The organism is Haloarcula salina (assembly GCF_010119195.1).
Classification (GTDB): Archaea; Halobacteriota; Halobacteria; order Halobacteriales; family Haloarculaceae; genus Haloarcula; species Haloarcula salina.
The window spans coordinates 78,499-94,891 of record NZ_WRXL01000007.1 but is presented as its reverse complement, the minus strand read 5'-3'; the positions used below and the strand labels follow the sequence as shown (position 1 = coordinate 94,891).

21 protein-coding genes are annotated in these 16,393 nt (G+C 68.3%); 10 read left to right on the top strand and 11 right to left on the bottom strand.

What is annotated here, in order from left to right:
* The first annotated feature begins 116 nt into the window (after nt 1-116).
* Nucleotides 117-419, top strand: coding sequence for a DUF5779 family protein (locus GM656_RS16875; protein ID WP_162414865.1), 303 nt, complete (start codon nt 117-119; stop codon nt 417-419).
* Between the two features lie 51 nt (nt 420-470).
* Here the strand turns inward: GM656_RS16875 and GM656_RS16870 are convergent, their stop codons facing one another.
* Together GM656_RS16870 and GM656_RS16865 are read right to left on the bottom strand one after the other, a co-directional pair.
* Nucleotides 471-749, bottom strand: a complete 279-nt coding sequence (locus GM656_RS16870) for a hypothetical protein (protein ID WP_162414777.1) — start codon at nt 747-749, stop codon at nt 471-473.
* 113 nt (nt 750-862) lie between these two features.
* Complete coding sequence (locus GM656_RS16865; RefSeq protein WP_162414864.1) at nt 863-1,552, bottom strand: VOC family protein; 690 nt, start codon at nt 1,550-1,552, stop codon at nt 863-865.
* 109 nt (nt 1,553-1,661) lie between these two features.
* On the opposite strand from GM656_RS16865, the gene GM656_RS16860 reads away from it, so the two are divergent.
* A complete protein-coding gene (locus tag GM656_RS16860) occupies nt 1,662-2,342 on the top strand; it encodes a hypothetical protein (RefSeq protein WP_206673731.1) in 681 nt (226 codons plus the stop codon).
* A 46-nt stretch (nt 2,343-2,388) separates the two neighbouring features.
* Nucleotides 2,389-2,799 (top strand): hypothetical protein, encoded by a 411-nt coding sequence (locus GM656_RS16855; protein ID WP_162414863.1) that lies wholly within the window; start codon nt 2,389-2,391, stop codon nt 2,797-2,799.
* A 4-nt stretch (nt 2,800-2,803) separates the two neighbouring features.
* Here the strand turns inward: GM656_RS16855 and GM656_RS16850 are convergent, their stop codons facing one another.
* The 3 genes from GM656_RS16850 to GM656_RS16845 form a co-directional block, all read right to left on the bottom strand.
* Nucleotides 2,804-3,013 carry a ribbon-helix-helix domain-containing protein gene (locus GM656_RS16850; RefSeq protein ID WP_162414862.1) on the bottom strand — a complete coding sequence of 70 codons (210 nt, stop codon included), beginning with the start codon at nt 3,011-3,013 and terminating at the stop codon, nt 2,804-2,806.
* An 81-nt stretch (nt 3,014-3,094) separates the two neighbouring features.
* Complete coding sequence (locus tag GM656_RS19185) at nt 3,095-3,265, bottom strand: hypothetical protein (protein WP_174243004.1); 171 nt, start codon at nt 3,263-3,265, stop codon at nt 3,095-3,097.
* 227 nt (nt 3,266-3,492) lie between these two features.
* On the bottom strand, nt 3,493-4,668 hold the full coding sequence (locus GM656_RS16845; RefSeq protein ID WP_162414861.1) for a M24 family metallopeptidase: 1,176 nt from the start codon (nt 4,666-4,668) through the stop codon (nt 3,493-3,495).
* Nucleotides 4,669-4,788: 120 nt separating this feature from the next.
* On the opposite strand from GM656_RS16845, the gene aroA reads away from it, so the two are divergent.
* Both aroA and GM656_RS16835 read left to right on the top strand, forming a co-directional pair.
* Nucleotides 4,789-6,078, top strand: coding sequence for a 3-phosphoshikimate 1-carboxyvinyltransferase (gene aroA, locus GM656_RS16840; RefSeq protein ID WP_162414860.1), 1,290 nt, complete (start codon nt 4,789-4,791; stop codon nt 6,076-6,078).
* Between the two features lie 108 nt (nt 6,079-6,186).
* Nucleotides 6,187-6,387, top strand: coding sequence for a dodecin (locus tag GM656_RS16835; protein WP_162414859.1), 201 nt, complete (start codon nt 6,187-6,189; stop codon nt 6,385-6,387).
* A 1-nt stretch (nt 6,388) separates the two neighbouring features.
* On the opposite strand, the gene GM656_RS16830 is transcribed toward GM656_RS16835, so the two are convergent.
* The 3 genes from GM656_RS16830 to GM656_RS16820 form a co-directional block, all read right to left on the bottom strand.
* Nucleotides 6,389-6,763 (bottom strand): HesB/IscA family protein, encoded by a 375-nt coding sequence (locus GM656_RS16830; RefSeq protein ID WP_162414858.1) that lies wholly within the window; start codon nt 6,761-6,763, stop codon nt 6,389-6,391.
* 62 nt (nt 6,764-6,825) lie between these two features.
* Nucleotides 6,826-8,097 (bottom strand): histidinol dehydrogenase, encoded by a 1,272-nt coding sequence (gene hisD / locus GM656_RS16825; protein WP_162414857.1) that lies wholly within the window; start codon nt 8,095-8,097, stop codon nt 6,826-6,828.
* A 51-nt stretch (nt 8,098-8,148) separates the two neighbouring features.
* Nucleotides 8,149-8,835 carry a DnaJ domain-containing protein gene (locus GM656_RS16820; protein ID WP_162414856.1) on the bottom strand — a complete coding sequence of 229 codons (687 nt, stop codon included), beginning with the start codon at nt 8,833-8,835 and terminating at the stop codon, nt 8,149-8,151.
* A 134-nt stretch (nt 8,836-8,969) separates the two neighbouring features.
* Between GM656_RS16820 and GM656_RS16815 the strand changes: the two genes are divergently transcribed.
* The 3 genes from GM656_RS16815 (at nt 8,970) to GM656_RS16805 (ending at nt 12,285) form a co-directional block, all read left to right on the top strand.
* Nucleotides 8,970-9,515, top strand: a complete 546-nt coding sequence (locus GM656_RS16815) for a DUF1684 domain-containing protein (RefSeq protein WP_162414855.1) — start codon at nt 8,970-8,972, stop codon at nt 9,513-9,515.
* A gap of 70 nt (nt 9,516-9,585) precedes the next feature.
* Nucleotides 9,586-10,440: a CPBP family intramembrane glutamic endopeptidase gene (locus GM656_RS16810; protein ID WP_162414854.1), complete on the top strand. Its 855-nt coding sequence runs from the start codon at nt 9,586-9,588 to the stop codon at nt 10,438-10,440.
* A 198-nt stretch (nt 10,441-10,638) separates the two neighbouring features.
* Entirely contained in the window at nt 10,639-12,285 is a 1,647-nt protein-coding gene (locus tag GM656_RS16805; RefSeq protein WP_162414853.1) for a PAS domain-containing response regulator, read from the top strand.
* 205 nt (nt 12,286-12,490) lie between these two features.
* Here GM656_RS16805 and GM656_RS19390 read toward each other — a convergent pair whose 3' ends face one another.
* The 3 genes from GM656_RS19390 to GM656_RS16790 form a co-directional block, all read right to left on the bottom strand.
* The gene (locus tag GM656_RS19390; protein ID WP_241692809.1) at nt 12,491-12,910 is read right to left on the bottom strand and encodes a hypothetical protein; all 420 of its coding nucleotides are present in this window, start codon (nt 12,908-12,910) and stop codon (nt 12,491-12,493) included.
* Nucleotides 12,891-13,172 carry a winged helix-turn-helix domain-containing protein gene (locus GM656_RS16795; RefSeq protein WP_367397970.1) on the bottom strand — a complete coding sequence of 94 codons (282 nt, stop codon included), beginning with the start codon at nt 13,170-13,172 and terminating at the stop codon, nt 12,891-12,893. The genes GM656_RS19390 and GM656_RS16795 overlap by 20 nt, the downstream gene beginning before the upstream one ends.
* 370 nt (nt 13,173-13,542) lie before the next feature.
* The gene (locus GM656_RS16790) at nt 13,543-14,082 is read right to left on the bottom strand and encodes a winged helix-turn-helix domain-containing protein (RefSeq protein WP_162414851.1); all 540 of its coding nucleotides are present in this window, start codon (nt 14,080-14,082) and stop codon (nt 13,543-13,545) included.
* A gap of 159 nt (nt 14,083-14,241) precedes the next feature.
* On the opposite strand from GM656_RS16790, the gene GM656_RS16785 reads away from it, so the two are divergent.
* Nucleotides 14,242-14,457 (top strand): heavy-metal-associated domain-containing protein, encoded by a 216-nt coding sequence (locus GM656_RS16785; RefSeq protein WP_162414850.1) that lies wholly within the window; start codon nt 14,242-14,244, stop codon nt 14,455-14,457.
* 18 nt (nt 14,458-14,475) lie between these two features.
* Nucleotides 14,476-16,371, top strand: a complete 1,896-nt coding sequence (locus GM656_RS16780) for a heavy metal translocating P-type ATPase (protein ID WP_162414849.1) — start codon at nt 14,476-14,478, stop codon at nt 16,369-16,371.
* Nucleotides 16,372-16,393 lie beyond the last annotated feature (22 nt).

Genomic DNA, 16,393 nt, shown 5'->3' with positions numbered 1-16,393 from the left:
TGAAACCGGTGGCACGTGGACACGGCACACGCCCGGTGCCGTGCGGTTCCGGCGCGCGACTGCCGCGCGTCAGACGGGGAGACAGGGTTTTTGCGGTGGACGCGCATGGGTAGCCCATGAGCGACTTCGAGGGACTGGACCTGCAGGCCGTAGAGGACCAGATGGACGACGGTGGCGACGGGAGCGGGAGCGACCGCGTCGTTCTCGGCGTCCTGGACGGCTCCGAACCGGCCGACCAGTGGATCGAGACGATCGAGAACGGGTCGGTGCTCGTCCTCAACGTCGACGGCGACCTGAACGAACTCGCCGCCGGGTTCGCCCGGCCGGTCAAAGAGGCCGGGGGCGAACTGATGCACTTCCGGGGCTTCCTCGTGGTGACGCCGCCGGGCGTCAGCATCGACGCAGACTTGCTCGAGTAAAGCGGCCGCTGGAGCGAGACGGAAGCCCGTGTCCCGCGAGACGCGTCCGGCTCAGGACGCGAGGAACCGTCGCCACAGCCCCTGCCAGGCGCGAAGGGCCGTTCGCCACTGTCGCCACGGATCGACGCCGGCTCGCGGCGGACACCGCGCCGAATCGGGCCGACGGACGGTGATCTCGGTTCGACACGTCGGACACAGGTAGCGAGCGCCGCGACGGCTCTCGACGACGCGCCAGTCGCCGTCGTAGCGGCTCCGATGCCCGCAGTCCGGACAGAAGAGGGTCGTCTTCGGTGGCGGGTCTGGATCCACCCCTGGATCAGTCGCTGTCATCGGTCGACGATACGCGCTCGACGGGTAAAGAATCGGCCTATGAGGGGTCTATAGGTCTAGTAGCACCCGGTAACTCATTATATTCCTTTACCGCGTCCGACGGCGAGGGCGACCTATCCGTCCGAGACCAGCGTCAGGTAGTGCCCGTCGGGGTCCCGGACTCGCACGCCCTCCTCCACGGACGTGACCGCGAGCGCGTCGTCGGCGACTTCCCGTGCCGTCGATCTCGGCGAGTCCGCGACCACGCCGAAGTCGACGTGGACGCCGCCGCGGGCGTCGGCGATGCCCAGTCGCGGCGACCACAGTTCGAGGTCCAGTTCGCCGGTCGACAGCCGCACGCGACCTTCCTCGCGGCCGTCGTCGACCACCTCGAAGCCCAGCGCGCCGTAGAACTCGACGGCCGACGACAGGTCCTCGACTTCGAGGACGAGTTCGAACAGGCCGGTCACGCCGTCCCCGTCGACGCTGCGCTCCCCGAGTTCGACGCAGTTGCCCTCCGGGTCGTAGAAGTACAGCGAGCGGGCGTCGCCGAACGCGTGTTCGACCAGGTCGAAGCGCTCGTCCAGTCGGTCGTACCAGTCGTCGTACTCCCGCTCGGGAATCGTCATCGCGTAGTGGGTGTGCAGGCCGCCCCGCGGAACGGGACCGGGCGCCCGCAGTCGGAGCTCCGTGTCGCCGACCGCGAGCACGGCCGCGTCCTCTGTCTCGGACACCACGTCGAGTTCGAGGAAGGCGTCGTAGAACGCCGTCGCGCGGTCCGGGTACTTCACTTCCAGCGTGAGCCAGGCGGGCGCGGAGAGCATGCCGATGGCTTCGACCGCGACGGACAAAGACGCTGGGGACCGCTCGGTACCGAGGACGGGAGTGTCCGCTTCTCGACCATTTATTCCGGTCAGGCCCCTACGGCGCGGTATGCCAATGAAAGGCTCGGGAGCGGCGACCGGCTGGGCGGAGAGCGGCCGCTGGGACCGCGGCGCGAGCTGGATCGCGTACCCACACGAACGGATGCAGCGCGCGAGTCACGCACTGGCGACCGACGCGGGCGTGTTCGTCGTCGATCCGGTCGACGCCGAGGGAGTCGACGACCTGTTCGCCGAGTTCGGCGAGGTCGCGGGCGTCGTCGTCCTGCTGGACCGCCACAAGCGCGACAGCGCCGCCGTCGCGAACCGCCACGACGTTCCCGTGTACCTCCCCGAGGCGCTCTCGGGCATCGCGGACGACCTCAACGCGCCGACGGAGACGGTCCATCGACAGCTCCCCGGTACGGACTACGGCGTCCACACGGTCGTCGAGAACCCGTTCTGGAAGGAAGCAGCCATCTACGGCGACGCGGACGACACGATGGTCGTCACCGAGGCGGTCGGGACGGCGGAGTACTTCCGCGCCGGGAACGAGCGTCTCGGCGTCCACCCGATGCTCCGCCTGCTCCCGCCGAAGAAGCTCGGTCGGCTCGACCCCGACCGGCTCCTCGTCGGTCACGGCGAGAGCGTGATGGACGACGCGACGGAGGCGCTCGCCTACGCGCTGCGCGGGTCCCGCGGCCGGACGCCGGGCCTGTACGCGAAGAACCTCAAGTCGTTCGTGTTCGACTGACCCGGGGCGGCGACGGTGTTTTACCCGCACCCTGCGAAATAGTACCGTGGTATATGTCACCCGCGGACTGGTCGAGACGCTGTTGCGACTGGCGAGAGAGGCCGAACCGGACGACGTGACGATCTCGCTGGCCGTCACGCGGGCCGAGGACATCCCCGACGCCGAGCTGCCGCCCGAGACGCCGGTGTTCACCGACTTCTACCTCCCCTCCGCCGGCGCGTCCGTCAGGGCAGTGTTCGGGATGGACCTCGGGACGCCGGCCGGGCAAACCCAGGGCCGGTTCGTCTCGCACCCCTCGGGGTACATGGGCGTCGACAAGACCGACGACCTCCACGAGGTGATCTTCGTCGCCGTCCCGCCGTGGGACACCGACTCCTTCGGGGCCTTCGACCGAGCGGGTCAGCCGAAAGAAGTGGCCATACTCGACGTGGAACCGCCCGAGGAGTACCCGCAGTAACGGTCTACTCCAGATAGCCCAGGTCGCGGAGCTGGTCGGCGATGTCCTGGAACTGCGCCTCCGTCAGCTCGCCCTCGCGCTGGTGCTGGACGACGATGCTCCGCAGCAGGAACCGGACGAGGTCGGACGTGCTGGAGAAACTGGTCCCCTCGATGGTGTCCTCGACGCGCTCTGCGAGGTCTTTCGGGATGGATACCGTCGTGTAATCGGCCATGTCGTCACGGAGGCAGTCGGGCGGGAAATGCGTTGTGTCCCGCGCCAGCGCGGCCCGGTCCGTCGCCGAAGCGTCGCCTCGTCAGCGAGGGTCGGTGGCCTCGGTGTCGAACTGGCCCATCGTCGACTGGCTGGTCGGGGAGAACATCATCGGCGCGGCGCGACTGCGCGAGCGGCCGTCCGTGTCGCCGAAGGTCGGAATGGTGGTCGGGTACGCTTCCTCGTCCGTGGGGTTCGTGATTCGTGTCGTCATCCTGGGGGTCGTGTGGGTGGTGTGTGGTCGGCGGCCGGTGTCGTGTGCGAGTCGAGCGAACGGCGTGCTTTGGGTACAAGCATAGGGTATCACCACCTTTCGACCAATCCATAATAAATGTTCATGATGTAGTGGCGCAAAAATACTGTGACGAGGTACCACACGACGCCCGAATCGATCGGGGCGGCCGGCGGGAGACGGAACCCGGCCGCCGTCGCGGGCCACGCTCAGACGACCAGGGACATCTCGTAGTCGGTCAGGTTCTCGTAGCCGTCCTCGGTGACGACGACGATGTCCTCGATGCGGACGCCGCCGACGGCGGGGTCGTACAGGCCCGGTTCGACCGTGACGACGTGTCCGGGTTCGAGGTCGCCGCCGGTCGGCGACAGGCGCGGGAGTTCGTGCACGTCCAGGCCGACGCCGTGGCCGGTGCTGTGGATGAACCCCGTCTCGGTCCGCTCGTCGTCGCGTAGGGTCGGCTGACCGGCCTCCTCGTACACGTCACAGACGGCGTCGTGGACTCCCTCGCCGGTCGCGCCCGCTTCGAGCGCCTCGAAGGCCGCGTCCATCGCCCGCTCGGTGAGGTCGTACCACTCCCGGACCGTCTCGCTCGGCTCCCCCTTCGAGAACGTCCGGGTCATGTCGGCGTGGTACTTCGTCGCCTTGTCCCGCGGGAAGATGTCGACGATGATGGGCTCGGCGGCCGACAGCGGTCCGCTCCCGCGGTCGTGCGGGTCGGCCGCGTCCGCGCCGCAGGCCACGATGGTCTCGTCGAGCGAACAGCCGTGGCGCAGCAGCGTCACCTCGATCTCCTCCTTGACGCGCTCGCTCGTCAGCGTCTCGCCGTCGACTTCGAGCGTGTCGTCCGCGGCGACCGTCGCCGAAGCCAGCAAGTCCTCGGCGGCCTGCATGGCCGCCTCGTTCGCCCGCTGTGCCGCCCGCACGTGTTCGATTTCGGCGTCGGTCTTCGTCGCGCGGATCTCCGTGACGACGCCGTCGGTGTCGGCCGTCACCTCGACGCCGCGGGCTCGCAGGCCGTCGGCGGTCCGGAGCGGGAACCGCGGCGGGACGGCGACGCTGTCCACGTCGTACGAGCCGAGGAAGTCAGCGAGGACGTACGAGACGGCGTCCTCGGTGCCGTGTTCCTCGATCTTCGACTGGTGGTCGAAGTCGACGTAGCGCTCGACGGTGTCGGCCCGCGACTCGCGCTTGGCGCGGCCGAACTCCAGGCTCCGCGGGAAGAGCAGGTGCGTCTCCCCGTCGTACAGCGTGACGAACGGGTCCGGCGCGTCGAAGCCCGAGAGGTAGTACTGGTCGGACGCCTCGGAGTCCGCGTCGAGCAGGTAGCCGTCGACGCCGGCCTCATCGAGATACGCGTCGAGCGCGGAGAGATCGGGTTTCATGCGAGGCACTCCGACCGCGAGACTCAAATACGTCTCCCTCGGGGCAGTCGGCGAACGCGGCACCGGGCGGCGGTCGCGGAGAGCGGTAGCCTCTTGTCGCGCGGCCGCAACCGACCGGGCATGGACGTCACCATTACTCCGTCGACGGTCTCGGGGACCGCACAGGCTCCGCCGTCGAAGAGCTACACGCACCGAGCGATTCTCGCCGCGGGCTACGCCGACGGCGCGGTCGTCCGCGACCCGCTCGTCAGCGCCGACACGAGGGCCACGATGCGGGCCGTCGAGGCCTACGGCGGGTCCGTCTCGCTCTCGGCCGACGAGCGCGAACTGGACGTGACCGGCTTCGACGGCCGCCCGGACACGCCCGATGACGTGATCGACTGCGCCAACAGCGGCACGACGATGCGCCTGGTCACCGCGACGGCCGCCCTGCAGGACGACCTGACAGTGCTGACGGGCGACGACTCGCTCCGCTCGCGCCCGCAGGGGCCGCTGCTCGACGCCGTCGAACAGCTTGACGGCGAGGCCGAGTCGACCCGGCGGAACGGACAGGCCCCGCTGGTCGTCGGCGGCGGCGTCGACGGCGGCGCGGTCGAGATTCCCGGCGACGTGTCCTCGCAGTACATCACCGCGCTGCTGATGGCGGGGGCCGTCACGCCCGACGGCGTCGACATCGACCTGACGACCGACCTCAAGTCCTCGCCGTACGTCGACATCACGCTGGAGGTGCTCGACGACTACGGCGTCGCCGCCGAGCGGACCGCCGAGGGGTTCACCGTCGCCGGCGGGCAGTCCTACGCGCCGACGGGCGGCGAGTACAGCGTCCCCGGCGACTTCTCGTCGATGAGCTACCTGCTCGCGGCCGGCGCGCTCGCCGCCGAGGACGGCCTGCTGGTCACGTCCGCGTTCCCGAGCGCCCAGGGCGACTCGGCCATCGTCGACGTCCTCGACGAGATGGGGGCCGCGCTCGACTGGGACCGCGAGAACGGGGAAATCGAGGTCTCGAAGTCCGCGCTGTCGGGCGTCGAGGTCGGCGTCAAGGACACGCCGGACCTCCTGCCCACCATCGCCACGCTCGGGGCCGCCGCCGACGGCGTCACGCACATCACCGACGCCGAGCACGTCCGCTACAAGGAGACCGACCGCGTGAGCGCGATGGCCGAGGAACTGACGAAGATGGGGGCCGAGGTCGAGGAACGGCGTGACGAACTCGTCGTCTACGGCGAGGAGAGCGACCTCACCGGCGCGACCGTCGACGGGCGCGCGGACCACCGCATAATCATGTCGCTGGCCGTCGCCGGCCTCGTGGCCGACGGCGAGACGACCGTGACCGGTGCGGAACACGTCGACGTGTCCTTCCCGGACTTCTTCGACGTGCTCGACTCGCTGGGCGCGTCGGTGCAGCGATAGGCCGACGCCACCGGGCCCCCTGCTAACTTATATCACCCCTCCGAGAGAACGCGGAGCTAGGGCGGCCCCGCATCGCGACGAGGGCGCCCGGATCAACGACAGATACACATGGTTTTCAAGAAAATCACGCTCATCGGGACCAGTTCGGAGAGCTTCGACAAGGCCGCGGACGACGCCATCGAGCGCGCGGAGGCGACGCTCGACAACGTCAAATGGGTCGAGGTGGAGGAACTCGGCGTCGAGATCGCGAGCGTCGAGGGCCGCGAGTACCAGGCAGAGGTGGTCGTGGCGTTCGAACTCGCAGAATAGGCTACGTCCGGAACGACTCGCCGCAGCCGCACTCGCTGACCACGTTCGGATTCTCGACGTGGAAGCCGGCCCCCTGCAGGCCGCCTTCGTAGGCCAGCACCGAGCCCTCGATGTAGTCGATGCTGGCGTCGTCGACGAACACCCGGAGTCCGTGGCGCTCGAATATCTCGTCGTCGGGCTCCGGTTCGTGCTCGAACCGCATTCCGTAGGAGAGGCCGGCGCAGCCGCCCTGCTGGACGTACAGGCGGAGCCCGGACTCCTCTATGTCCATCCCCTCGCTCTCGAGGAGGTCCAGTGCCTCCGCCGCCGCCTGCTCGGTGACGCCCACGTCCTCGCCGCCGAGATCGGGGTCGCCGTCGTCCGCAGTGCTACTCATACCGAAAAGTGGGAGCCCGAACGTGTTAACAGTGACGCCGTCGACAGCGACGCCAATCCAGCTCAGTCCTCGAACCGCTTGCGGACGCTCTCGGCGTGTGCTTCGAGGCCCTCGGCTTCGGCGAGAGTCGTTATCGTCTCGCTGATGTCTCCCAGCGAGTCCTCGGTGAGGCGCTGGACCGTCGTCGACCGGACGAAGGTGTCGACGGAGAGGCCGCCGGTGACGCGTGCGCTCCCCCCGGTCGGAAGGACGTGGTTCGTCCCGGCGGCGTAGTCGCCGGCCGCGACGGGGCTGTACGGGCCGAGGAACACCGATCCCGCGGAGGGGATGCGCTCCAAGAGCGCCTCGTCGTCGTCGGCCTGGATCGAGAGGTGCTCGGCGGCGTACTCCTCGGCGAACAGGACGGCCTCGCTCATCGAGCGGGCGAGGAACACGCCGGAGGCGTCGTGTTCGAGCGCGCCGCGGATGACCGCCTCGCGCTCGCGGCCCGCGGCCTGCTCGTCGACGGCGGCCGCGACGGCCTCGGCGAGGCCCTCGTCGTCGGTGACCGCGACGACGGAGGCGTTCTCGTCGTGCTCGGCCTGCGCGACGAGGTCGGCGGCGACCAGGCCGGGGTCCGCGTCCCCGTCGGCGACGACCATGATCTCCGAGGGGCCGGCGAGGAAGTCGATGGCCACGTCGCCGCGCACCTCGGCCTTCGCGGCGGTGACCCAGCGGTTGCCCGGCCCGACGACGATGTCGGTGGCCGTCACCGTCTCCGTGCCGTAGGCGAGCGCCGCGATGGCCTGCGCGCCGCCGACCTGGTAGACCGCGTCCGCGCCGGCGGCGTGGATCGCCGCCAGCGTGACGGGGTTGACCTCGTCCGCGGGCGGCGTCGCGACCGCGACGTGTTCGACCCCGGCGACCTTGGCCGGGATGACCCCCATTAGAGCGCTCGAGGGGTACGCCGCCGTGCCGCCGGGCGCGTAGACGCCGGCGCTGTCCAGCGGTCGGAAGCGCCGCCCGAGTTCGCGGCCCTCGAAGTCGGCGCGCCAGTCCTCGGGGACCTGCCGCTCGTGGAAGGCGCGGATGTTCGCGGCGGCGTCCTCGATGGCCTCACGGACGGGATCGTCGATCTCCTCGTAGGCCCGCTCGGCGGCGTCGGTGATATCGATGTTCCCCACCGAGACGTGGTCGAACTCCTCGGCGAAGCGGCGAAGCGCCACGTCCCCCTCCTCGGCGACGGACGAGACGATGTCGGCCACGTCGTCGCGGACCGCCTCGACGCCGGCGTCGCGGTCGAACAGCGCCGCCCGCTCCTCCGGAGCCAGGTCGGCGACCGTGCGTACGTTCATACGTCCGGTTCGAGGCGCGGGGAAAAACGGGTTTGGGTTTCCCGCCGCCGGTCAGGCCGAGAGCCGCGAGAGGACGTGGGTCGCCGAGACGAGGAGCGAGATGCTCACCGTCGAGAGCGCCATCACGCCGGCCACGACCGGCGAGAACCGGCCGGTGAGGCCGCCGACCGCGAGAAGGAGGGCCACGGCCACCGTGCATGCGAACAGCGCGAGGTGGACGAACAGCCACGGGCCGACCCGGCGGAACGACGCGAGAACCGACCCCGCCCCCGCCGTCTCCGCCGACCCGACCCGCTGGCCGGGCCGGTAGTAGTCCGCGGCGGTCCCGTAGCCGGTGGCTCCACCTCGGGTCTGGCGCGGGCGCTGGGCCGTTGTCGCGGACGGGCCGCTCCGGCCGCGTGCCGCCGAGCCACTGCTTCCGGTGCTCGCGCCACCACCGGCTACGTACTGCCGGGCGGCCTCGCTGACGCCGCCCGTGTCTGTACCGTCGTCCACGCACATCCCTTCGAGATTCCGCCGCACGTACGTCTCGTGGCCGAGCCGATCGTACCGGGCCCGCTCGGTCTCGTCGGTGAGCACCTCCTTCGCGGTCGTGAGCCGCTTGAAGCGCTCGCCGGCGTCAGGGTCGTCGCTCACGTCCGGGTGCGCCGACTTCGAGCGCTCCCGGTAGGCGCGGACTACCGTCTCCTCGTCGGCGTCGGGGCCGACCCCCAGCACGCCGTAGAACGTCGCTTCCATACACACCCCTGTGTATGATTTCGTTCATCCTCGGGGTATAATAAACCCGGCACGGTTTCGGCGCGCGATACGGCCCCGGTCGCAGCGGACCACGAGTCGCCGGACTGAAACTGCTCGACCGCCTCTGTTCCGCTATGACCACCGACGACGCCTGGACCGACCGCCTCGAAGCCAACCGCGACGAGAAGGACCGCTTCTTCGCCGAACACCCGCAGTCGCCCGTCCCACCGGAGGAACGCGAGGACTTCGACGGCCTGGCGTACTTCGACCCGGACCCGGACTACCGCGTCGAGGCGACCGTCGCCGTCCACGAGACGCCCGACTCCGTCGACATGGAGACCAGCGACGGCCGGACGGTCCGCTACCTGCACGTCGCGACGCTGTCGTTCGACCTCGACGGCGAGGCCCGCGAACTGCACGGCTTCCGACAGGCCGCCGACGAGTCGCGGACGCTGTTCGTCCCCTTCCGGGACAAGACGACGGGCCAGCAGACCTACGAGGGCGGCCGCTACATGGAGCTAGAGCCGGACCGCGACCTCGAAGACGGCGACGAGATCACGCTCGATTTCAACCTCGCGTACTCGCCGTTTTGCGCCTACAGCGACACCTTCTCCTGCCCCTACCCGCCGGAGTCGAACTGGCTGGAGACGGCGGTCACCGCCGGCGAGCGGATCGAGTGAGGGGCCCGCGAGCGGCGGCGACCGCCGCGGCAAGCGAACTGTTTACCCATCGTCACGACCAACGAAGCGTATGGCGACGGCATCCCGCGAACGCAACGTCCTCCAGTCCGGCCTCGCGCTCGTCTCGGCGCTCCTCCTCGGAGTCGGCGGCCTCGTCTTCGGGGTCGCGCTGACGGGCCTGGTCGGCTTGCTGCTCGTGCTCGGTTTCGATTTCTCGATCACTCCGGTTCGGACGCTCGTGCTCGGACTGATAACCGTGCAGGGGATCGCCTTTCCACTGATCGCGTTCGCGTACGTCAAACTCAGGCCGACAATCGGTGAGTTCGTCCACGAAAAGCTCTCGCTACCGGGCCGACAGCAGTTCAGCATCGGTGTCGACGTCCCGGATCTCCGCGACCTCGGGGTCGTCGTCCTCGGCTACGGAACGGCCATCGGCGGGCTGATCGTCGCGTCCATCGTCATCTCTATCATCGTCGCGGCGCTCGGCGTGGAGCCCGGCCGGAATCAGGCGGCGGAGATCGGGATGGAGAACCCCGAGGTGCTCCTGTTGCTGATTCCGGCGTCGTTCCTGCTCATCGGGCCGGGCGAGGAACTGCTGTTCCGCGGCGTCGTGCAGGGGCGCATTCGCGAGGTGTTCGGTCCGGTTCCGAGCGTCGTCACCGCGAGCGTCTTCTTCGCCGGGATTCACTACTTCGCGCTGACCGGCGGGTCCGCCTCGGGGAACCTCGTCGCCCTCGGCGGACTGCTCATCCCCTCGCTCGTCCTCGGTGCGGCCTACGAGTACACCGACAACATCGTCGTCCCGTCGCTCATCCACGGGGCGTACAACGCGACGCTGTTCTCGCTGCTCTACGTCGTCGTCAAGTACAGCGACCAGCTAGAGGCAGCAGGTGCCGCGACCCTCGCTCCCGGGGTCGGGGTCTGACTCCGACGGACGGCCGAACCGATTTGCCGACCGGCGACGACTGACGGCTGGGCGTCGCACTGGTCTCCTAGCCCTCCTGAACAGTCATGGTGGATTCGCTGTGAGAGGGTCGCTACGTCGGGTATTTCCGACCCCTCCGCGGAAAGTCCTCTCAGTTGACAAATGTCTTTTCCGTTTCCTTACGTTACGTTGACAGAGATGGGCGACGAAGTCTCTGTGTTACACGTCGACGACGACCCCGATCTCGCGGACGTGACGGCGACGTTCCTGCAGCGGACCGACGATCGGTTCGACGTGGAGACGGCGGCACGGGCCGCCCCGGTTCTCGACCGCGCGCTCGACGACAGCTACGACTGCATCGTCAGCGACTACGACATGCCGGAGATGGACGGGCTGGAGTTCCTCAGAGCCGTCCGTGACAGGTCACCGAAGCTCCCGTTCATCCTCTACACGGGCAAAGGGAGCGAGGAGATCGCGGCCGACGCCATCTCCGCCGGCGTCACGGACTACATCCAGAAGAAGACGGGCACAGTCCAGTACGCCATCCTCGCCAATCGGATCCGAAACGCCGTCGAGGCGCGCCGGAACGAGCGCCAGGTCGTCCGCGACTACCACGCTATGGACGCGGCCTGGGACGGTATCGGCACGATCGACGCCGAGGGACGGTTCACGTACGTCAACGAATCCTACGCGGAGACCGTCGGATACGACCGCGAAGAACTGGAAGGGAGTCCGTGGCAGATGGTCTACAGCGAGGCCGGACGGGAGGTCGTCGAGGACGAGATCCTCCCCGCGGTACGCGAGAACGGAACGTGGACGGGCGAGACGCGCCTCCGACGCGCCGACGGGACGGAGTTCGTCGGCGAACACACCGTCGGGGACATCGACGGCGACGGCGCAGTGTGCGTCCTTCGGAACCGGACCGAACGGGAGGAACTCGACACGCAGCTCAGACACGAGCGCGAGCGGTTCCGCCTGCTGGTCGACGCCGTCGAGGAGTACGCGATGTTCGTTCTCGATCCTGACGGGCGAATCCGATCGTGGAACGCCGGCGCCGAGCGCATCACGGGCTACGGAGAAGCCGAGGTCGTCGACGAGCCGCTCTCGACCTTTCACACGGCCGAGCAGATCGAGGCGGGGCTGGCCGACGATCTGCTCGAAGCGGCGGCCGAGGCCGGGCAGGCGACCGATCAGGGACTCCGCGTTCGGAAGGACGGTAGCGCGTACTGGGCAGACGTGACCATCACGGCGCTCCGTGACGACGACGCCCTCCGCGGGTTCGCGGTCGTGACCAGGGACATCTCCGACCGGATCGACCGCGAGCACCGGCAGGCGCGCACCGAGCGCTACCGCGAGGACCTCTACGCGCTCACGACCGACGCGGAGCGTCCGTTCGAACGGCGCGTCGTCGACGTGCTCGACCTGGGCGTCGACTACTTGGGTCTCGAAGACGGCTGTCTCCTCTCGCTCGACCCGGCGGACGGCTCCCACGAGATTCTGGCGACCAGCACCGATCCGACCCTCGTCGAACCGGGTACGGACTCCGCCGTCGCAGCCTACGCCCGCCGGACCGTCGAGTCGGACGGCCTCTTGACGGCGTTCAACGCCGACGACCCGGACCGGACCGAGGCGTCGGCCCGGGAATCGTACGGCTTCGGGTGCTACCTCGGGGCTGCGCTCGAATCGGACGGCGACCGCTTCGGAGCCGTCTGTTTCGTCGGCCGGGAGCCGCAGTCCGAGCCGTTCGGCACCGACGAGAAGACCGCGGTCGAACTGCTGGCCCGGTGGCTCACCCACGAACTCGACCGGCGCGGAGAGCACGACCAGTTGTCGCTTGTCTCATGATGCTCCCCGAAGTGGAACGCCAGCGTTCCGAGAGTGGGTGGGGAAGTGATCCGTGTTCTGGACCGAAAATCCCCGCAGACGCGTCGCTGACTACTGAAATCGGTCTCGTCGCCGCTGGAACACTCCTCGTCGATTTCACCAGTCGGGTAGCGCTCGCTGAGCGTCGCGATAGCCGAGTCGACCGCGGCGGCATCCGCACCAGCCGTCACGTCTGGCTCTGGTAGTACAGGACGACGATGGCGAGGCCGACGAACAGATCGGGCAGGAAGAGAAACACCCCGAACGAGGGGCGCGGAGACAGTCCCAACAGGAGCGGAAGCAAGGGGTTGCTCGTGGCGGCGTACAGACCCAACAGCACGCTCAGCGCGATGAGGCTCCGGGTGTACTTGTTCGCCAGCCCGCGGTAGATCGCCAAGTAGGATCGCATGAGCGCGAGCAACACGACGAGGTTGAACGTCGTGACGAACAGTTTGGCCTTGACCACCAGTGCCAGCGCCGGCGGGAGCCCGCCTTTCGGTCCGTATGCAAAAGCCGGATCGAGACAGGGAAAGAAGACGGCGCCGAGGAGAGCGCAGACGAGTCCGGCGAACGTGACGCCGAGCGTCTTAGCGAGCGGCGTCCTCATTGCCGACATCGATCTCAGCGGCGGCGACGACCTCGTCCAACACGTCGAGGTTCGCTTCCAGCCGGTCCGAGAGGAAGTACATCGTCCCGTACTCGTCGCCGTTCGCCAACAAGACGCCGTGGTCGACGAGGCGCTCGAGATGGTGTTCGACCGTCTTGTAGTTCAGGTCGAGGTCCTCGGAGAGCTGATTGGTGTTTCGGGGCTGGTCCTCGATGGCGTGGATGATACGGAGGCGGTTCTCGCCGCCCCGCGAACTGCCGATGAGCCACCAGAGGACGCGCCGGACCGCCTTCTCCGATTCGCTTCGTCCCGTCCCAGTCCCCGTTTTGTTGTCCGCTGCGCCCCCGAAACCGGTGTTGTGGCTGTGTATCGTCATTGCTGGTGTCGCTGGCCGGTGGCCGACTGCGGTCTCGTGATCCGAACGGAACGCGGTTCGGCCGGTCGCACACAGTATCATTGCCGGAGGCGGCGGATAATGATTCGCCGAACTAGCGCATACAACAGCTGAAACTTAGACCCAAATTCGACGGAAATCCGCGTCGGCCGCCCGCGCTTCCCGACTGACGCGTGCGCTGTATTCGGGAGGCGACACCCTGGTACGGGGCGAAAGTGCGTCCGTCCGCACCGGTGCGTCACTGATCGCCGCGCTCCGGACCTCCGTACGCATCGACGAATCCACGACGGAGGACGGTGAGGAGGAGATACGTCTCGAACTTCTGAGTGGTGCAGTGTTCGCACGGCGCCATCTGGTCGGCGATCCGTGTGAGGTCTGCCTCGTATCTCTCCCGCAGTTCCCCGATAAGAGGCTCCAGTCGAGGACTCATCCAATCGGCCATCTCGGCGACTTTCTCCCGGGACCCGTCCGGAACCGAGTAGGAGAGGACGATGGTGTTCGCCCGATAGAACTTCAGCGTCCCACCGCGGCGCTCCTCCATCCGCTCGACTTCGACGAGGCCGGCATTACGAAGCTCGTTAATGTGGTGGCGGATCGTGTTCACCGTCCGCTCGAAACCGCGGCCGCCGAGTTCCTCGTGTACCGCCTCGACCGTCATCGCCTCTTCCGCGAGCATGTCGAGAATCATCGCTCGAACGGGTTCGTCGACCGCGCTCGACACGTCGGTGTCCCGGACGACGATGTCAGCCAGTTCAACGTCGGATTCGAAGGCACTCATCGGACTACATTTTGGAGCGCACCGTAAAGTACGGACGGTTGGCGTGACCGTTCAAACGGGTCGTTGGACCGGTACAACGGCTCCGGCCACGACCCAAATATATCATTTTATTAATACTTATTCGGACACGGGGCGTAGGTGAGCGTGAGGAGATCCACGATGACCGAACGCACCCAGTTCCGCGTCAGGGACTTCGACTGTCCGACCTGTGCGAGCACCGTCGAGCGTGTGCTGAGACGGGCGGACGGAGTCGAGCACGTGGCGGTCCACTACACGACCGGCCGCGTCGAAATCGAGTACGACCCGGCCGTGGCCGACCCGGCCGACTTCGAGTCCGCCATCGAGAGCCAGGGGTACACACCCCAGGTGACGTAAGTGGGAGAGTCCACGTTCATGACCGTCCGAGAGTACTACCGCAAGCACCGCACGGCCGTCGTCACCGCGACGAGTGGCCTCCTGTACGCCGGGGGTTGGAGCCTCGGCTACGCCACCGGATACGACACCGCGAGCGCGCTCGTCCTCGTCTTCGCGGCCGTCATCGGCGGCTACGACGTCGCGAAGCACGCCTACTACGAGCTCCGGAGCTGGACGATCGGCATCAAGACGCTCGTGACTCTGGCTGCCGTCGGTGCCGTCGCCATCGGCGAGTACTGGGAGGCCGCGGCGGTCGTCTTCCTGTTCAGTCTCGGGAGCTACCTGGAGGGGCGGACGATGCGCAAGACGCGCACCGCTCTGCAGGAACTGCTCGAACTGACGCCCGCCACGGCGCTCGTCCGCCGCGACGGCAACGATGTCGAAGTTCCTGCTCGAGAGGTCGAGGAGGGCGAGACAGTGATCGTCAAGCCGGGGGCGAAGATTCCGGTCGACGGCGAAGTCGTCGCCGGCGAGAGCGCCGTCAACCAGGCACCGGTCACCGGCGAGAGTGTACCCGTCCACAAGACCGCCGGCGACGACGTGTTCGCGGGGACGGTGAACCGAGAAGGGGCACTCGACGTCGTGGCGACGGGTACAGGGTCGGACACGACGCTCCAGCGCATTATCCGCCGTGTCGAGGCGGCACAGGAAGCCCAGTCCCCGACCGAGCAGTTCATCGACCGCTTCGCCCGCTACTACACGCCCGCCATCGTCCTGCTCGCCGTCGGTGCGTTCGTCGTCACCCGTGACGTGCTCATGGCGCTCACGCTGCTCGTCATCGGCTGTCCGGGTGCGCTCGTCATCGGCCCGCCGGTCAGCGTCGTCTCGGCTATCGGGAACGCCGCCCGCAACGGCGTCCTGATGAAGGGCGGCGAGCATCTCGAACGCGCCGGGCGGATCGACCTCGTCGCGTTCGACAAGACCGGGACCCTCACGAAGGGCGAGACCACCGTTGCCAGCGTCCAGGGATTCGAATGCGACGCCGAGAAGACGCTCCGCCTGGCCGGCATCGCCGAGAAGAAGAGCGAGCACCACCTCGCGGACGCTATCCTCGACGCGGCACGAGAGGCCGACGTCCCGGAGAGCGTCGCTGCCCACGGAGCGCCCGTCGTCGGGTCGGCCCGCGTCCCGGACCCGGACGACTTCGAAGTTCTCGCCGGGAAGGGCGTCGTCGCCCGCTACGACGGCCGGGAGATCGCCGTCGGCAACCGAGCGCTGCTCGACGAGCGCGCCGTCGCCGTTCCCGAGCCGGTCGCCGCGTCCGTCCGTGAGCACGAAGAAGCCGGCGAGACGGCGGTCCACGTCGTCCGCGACGGGACCGTCGTCGGCGTGATCGCGCTCCGCGACGAACTCCGCGAGACCGCCCCCCGAGTCGTGCGGGCGTTAAGGGACGCGGGCGTGCGGACGGTGATGCTTACCGGCGACAACGAGCGGACCGCCCGCGCCGTCGCCGAGCGGGTCGGCATCGACGACTACCGAGCCGAACTGCTGCCGGAGGACAAGCAGGCCGCCATCGAGGCGTTCCGCGAGGAGGGCTCCGTCGTGGCGATGGTCGGTGACGGCATCAACGACGCGCCCTCGCTGGCGACCGCCGACGTGGGGATCGCCATGGGCGCTGCGGGCACCGACACCGCCATCGAGACGGCGGACATGGCGCTGATGGCCGACGACCTCGAACGAATCCCGGACGCGGTCGGACTGAGCAAGGCGACGCGCCGGAACGTCCTCCAGAACGTCGGCATCGCGGTCCTCACGGTGACCGTCCTCTTGGCGGGAGTATTGACAAGTAACGTCCACCTCGCCGGCGGAATGCTCGTCCACGAGGGCAGCGTCCTGCTGGTCATCCTCAACGGAATGCGCCTGCGACGGTGGTAGCTATCGACCACACCCTGCAACC

Bases quoted from the DNA above. Each gene is read 5' to 3' on its own strand.
- GM656_RS19390 (WP_241692809.1), bottom strand. From the start codon at position 12,910: ATGAGGACGCCGCTCGCTAAGACGCTCGGCGTCACGTTCGCCGGACTC.
- GM656_RS16815 (WP_162414855.1), top strand. From the start codon at position 8,970: ATGACCACCGACGACGCCTGGACCGACCGCCTCGAAGCCAACCGCGAC.
- GM656_RS16860 (WP_206673731.1), top strand. From the start codon at position 1,662: ATGCCAATGAAAGGCTCGGGAGCGGCGACCGGCTGGGCGGAGAGCGGC.
- GM656_RS16835 (WP_162414859.1), top strand. From the start codon at position 6,187: ATGGTTTTCAAGAAAATCACGCTCATCGGGACCAGTTCGGAGAGCTTC.
- GM656_RS16845 (WP_162414861.1), bottom strand. From the start codon at position 4,668: ATGAAACCCGATCTCTCCGCGCTCGACGCGTATCTCGATGAGGCCGGC.
- GM656_RS16790 (WP_162414851.1), bottom strand. From the start codon at position 14,082: ATGAGTGCCTTCGAATCCGACGTTGAACTGGCTGACATCGTCGTCCGG.
- GM656_RS16785 (WP_162414850.1), top strand. From the start codon at position 14,242: ATGACCGAACGCACCCAGTTCCGCGTCAGGGACTTCGACTGTCCGACC.
- GM656_RS19185 (WP_174243004.1), bottom strand. From the start codon at position 3,265: ATGACGACACGAATCACGAACCCCACGGACGAGGAAGCGTACCCGACC.
- GM656_RS16820 (WP_162414856.1), bottom strand. From the start codon at position 8,835: ATGGAAGCGACGTTCTACGGCGTGCTGGGGGTCGGCCCCGACGCCGAC.
- GM656_RS16865 (WP_162414864.1), bottom strand. From the start codon at position 1,552: ATGCTCTCCGCGCCCGCCTGGCTCACGCTGGAAGTGAAGTACCCGGAC.
- GM656_RS16810 (WP_162414854.1), top strand. From the start codon at position 9,586: ATGGCGACGGCATCCCGCGAACGCAACGTCCTCCAGTCCGGCCTCGCG.
- GM656_RS16850 (WP_162414862.1), bottom strand. From the start codon at position 3,013: ATGGCCGATTACACGACGGTATCCATCCCGAAAGACCTCGCAGAGCGC.
- GM656_RS16830 (WP_162414858.1), bottom strand. From the start codon at position 6,763: ATGAGTAGCACTGCGGACGACGGCGACCCCGATCTCGGCGGCGAGGAC.
- GM656_RS16870 (WP_162414777.1), bottom strand. From the start codon at position 749: ATGACAGCGACTGATCCAGGGGTGGATCCAGACCCGCCACCGAAGACG.
- hisD (WP_162414857.1), bottom strand. From the start codon at position 8,097: ATGAACGTACGCACGGTCGCCGACCTGGCTCCGGAGGAGCGGGCGGCG.
- GM656_RS16875 (WP_162414865.1), top strand. From the start codon at position 117: ATGAGCGACTTCGAGGGACTGGACCTGCAGGCCGTAGAGGACCAGATG.
- GM656_RS16780 (WP_162414849.1), top strand. From the start codon at position 14,476: ATGACCGTCCGAGAGTACTACCGCAAGCACCGCACGGCCGTCGTCACC.
- GM656_RS16805 (WP_162414853.1), top strand. From the start codon at position 10,639: ATGGGCGACGAAGTCTCTGTGTTACACGTCGACGACGACCCCGATCTC.
- aroA (WP_162414860.1), top strand. From the start codon at position 4,789: ATGGACGTCACCATTACTCCGTCGACGGTCTCGGGGACCGCACAGGCT.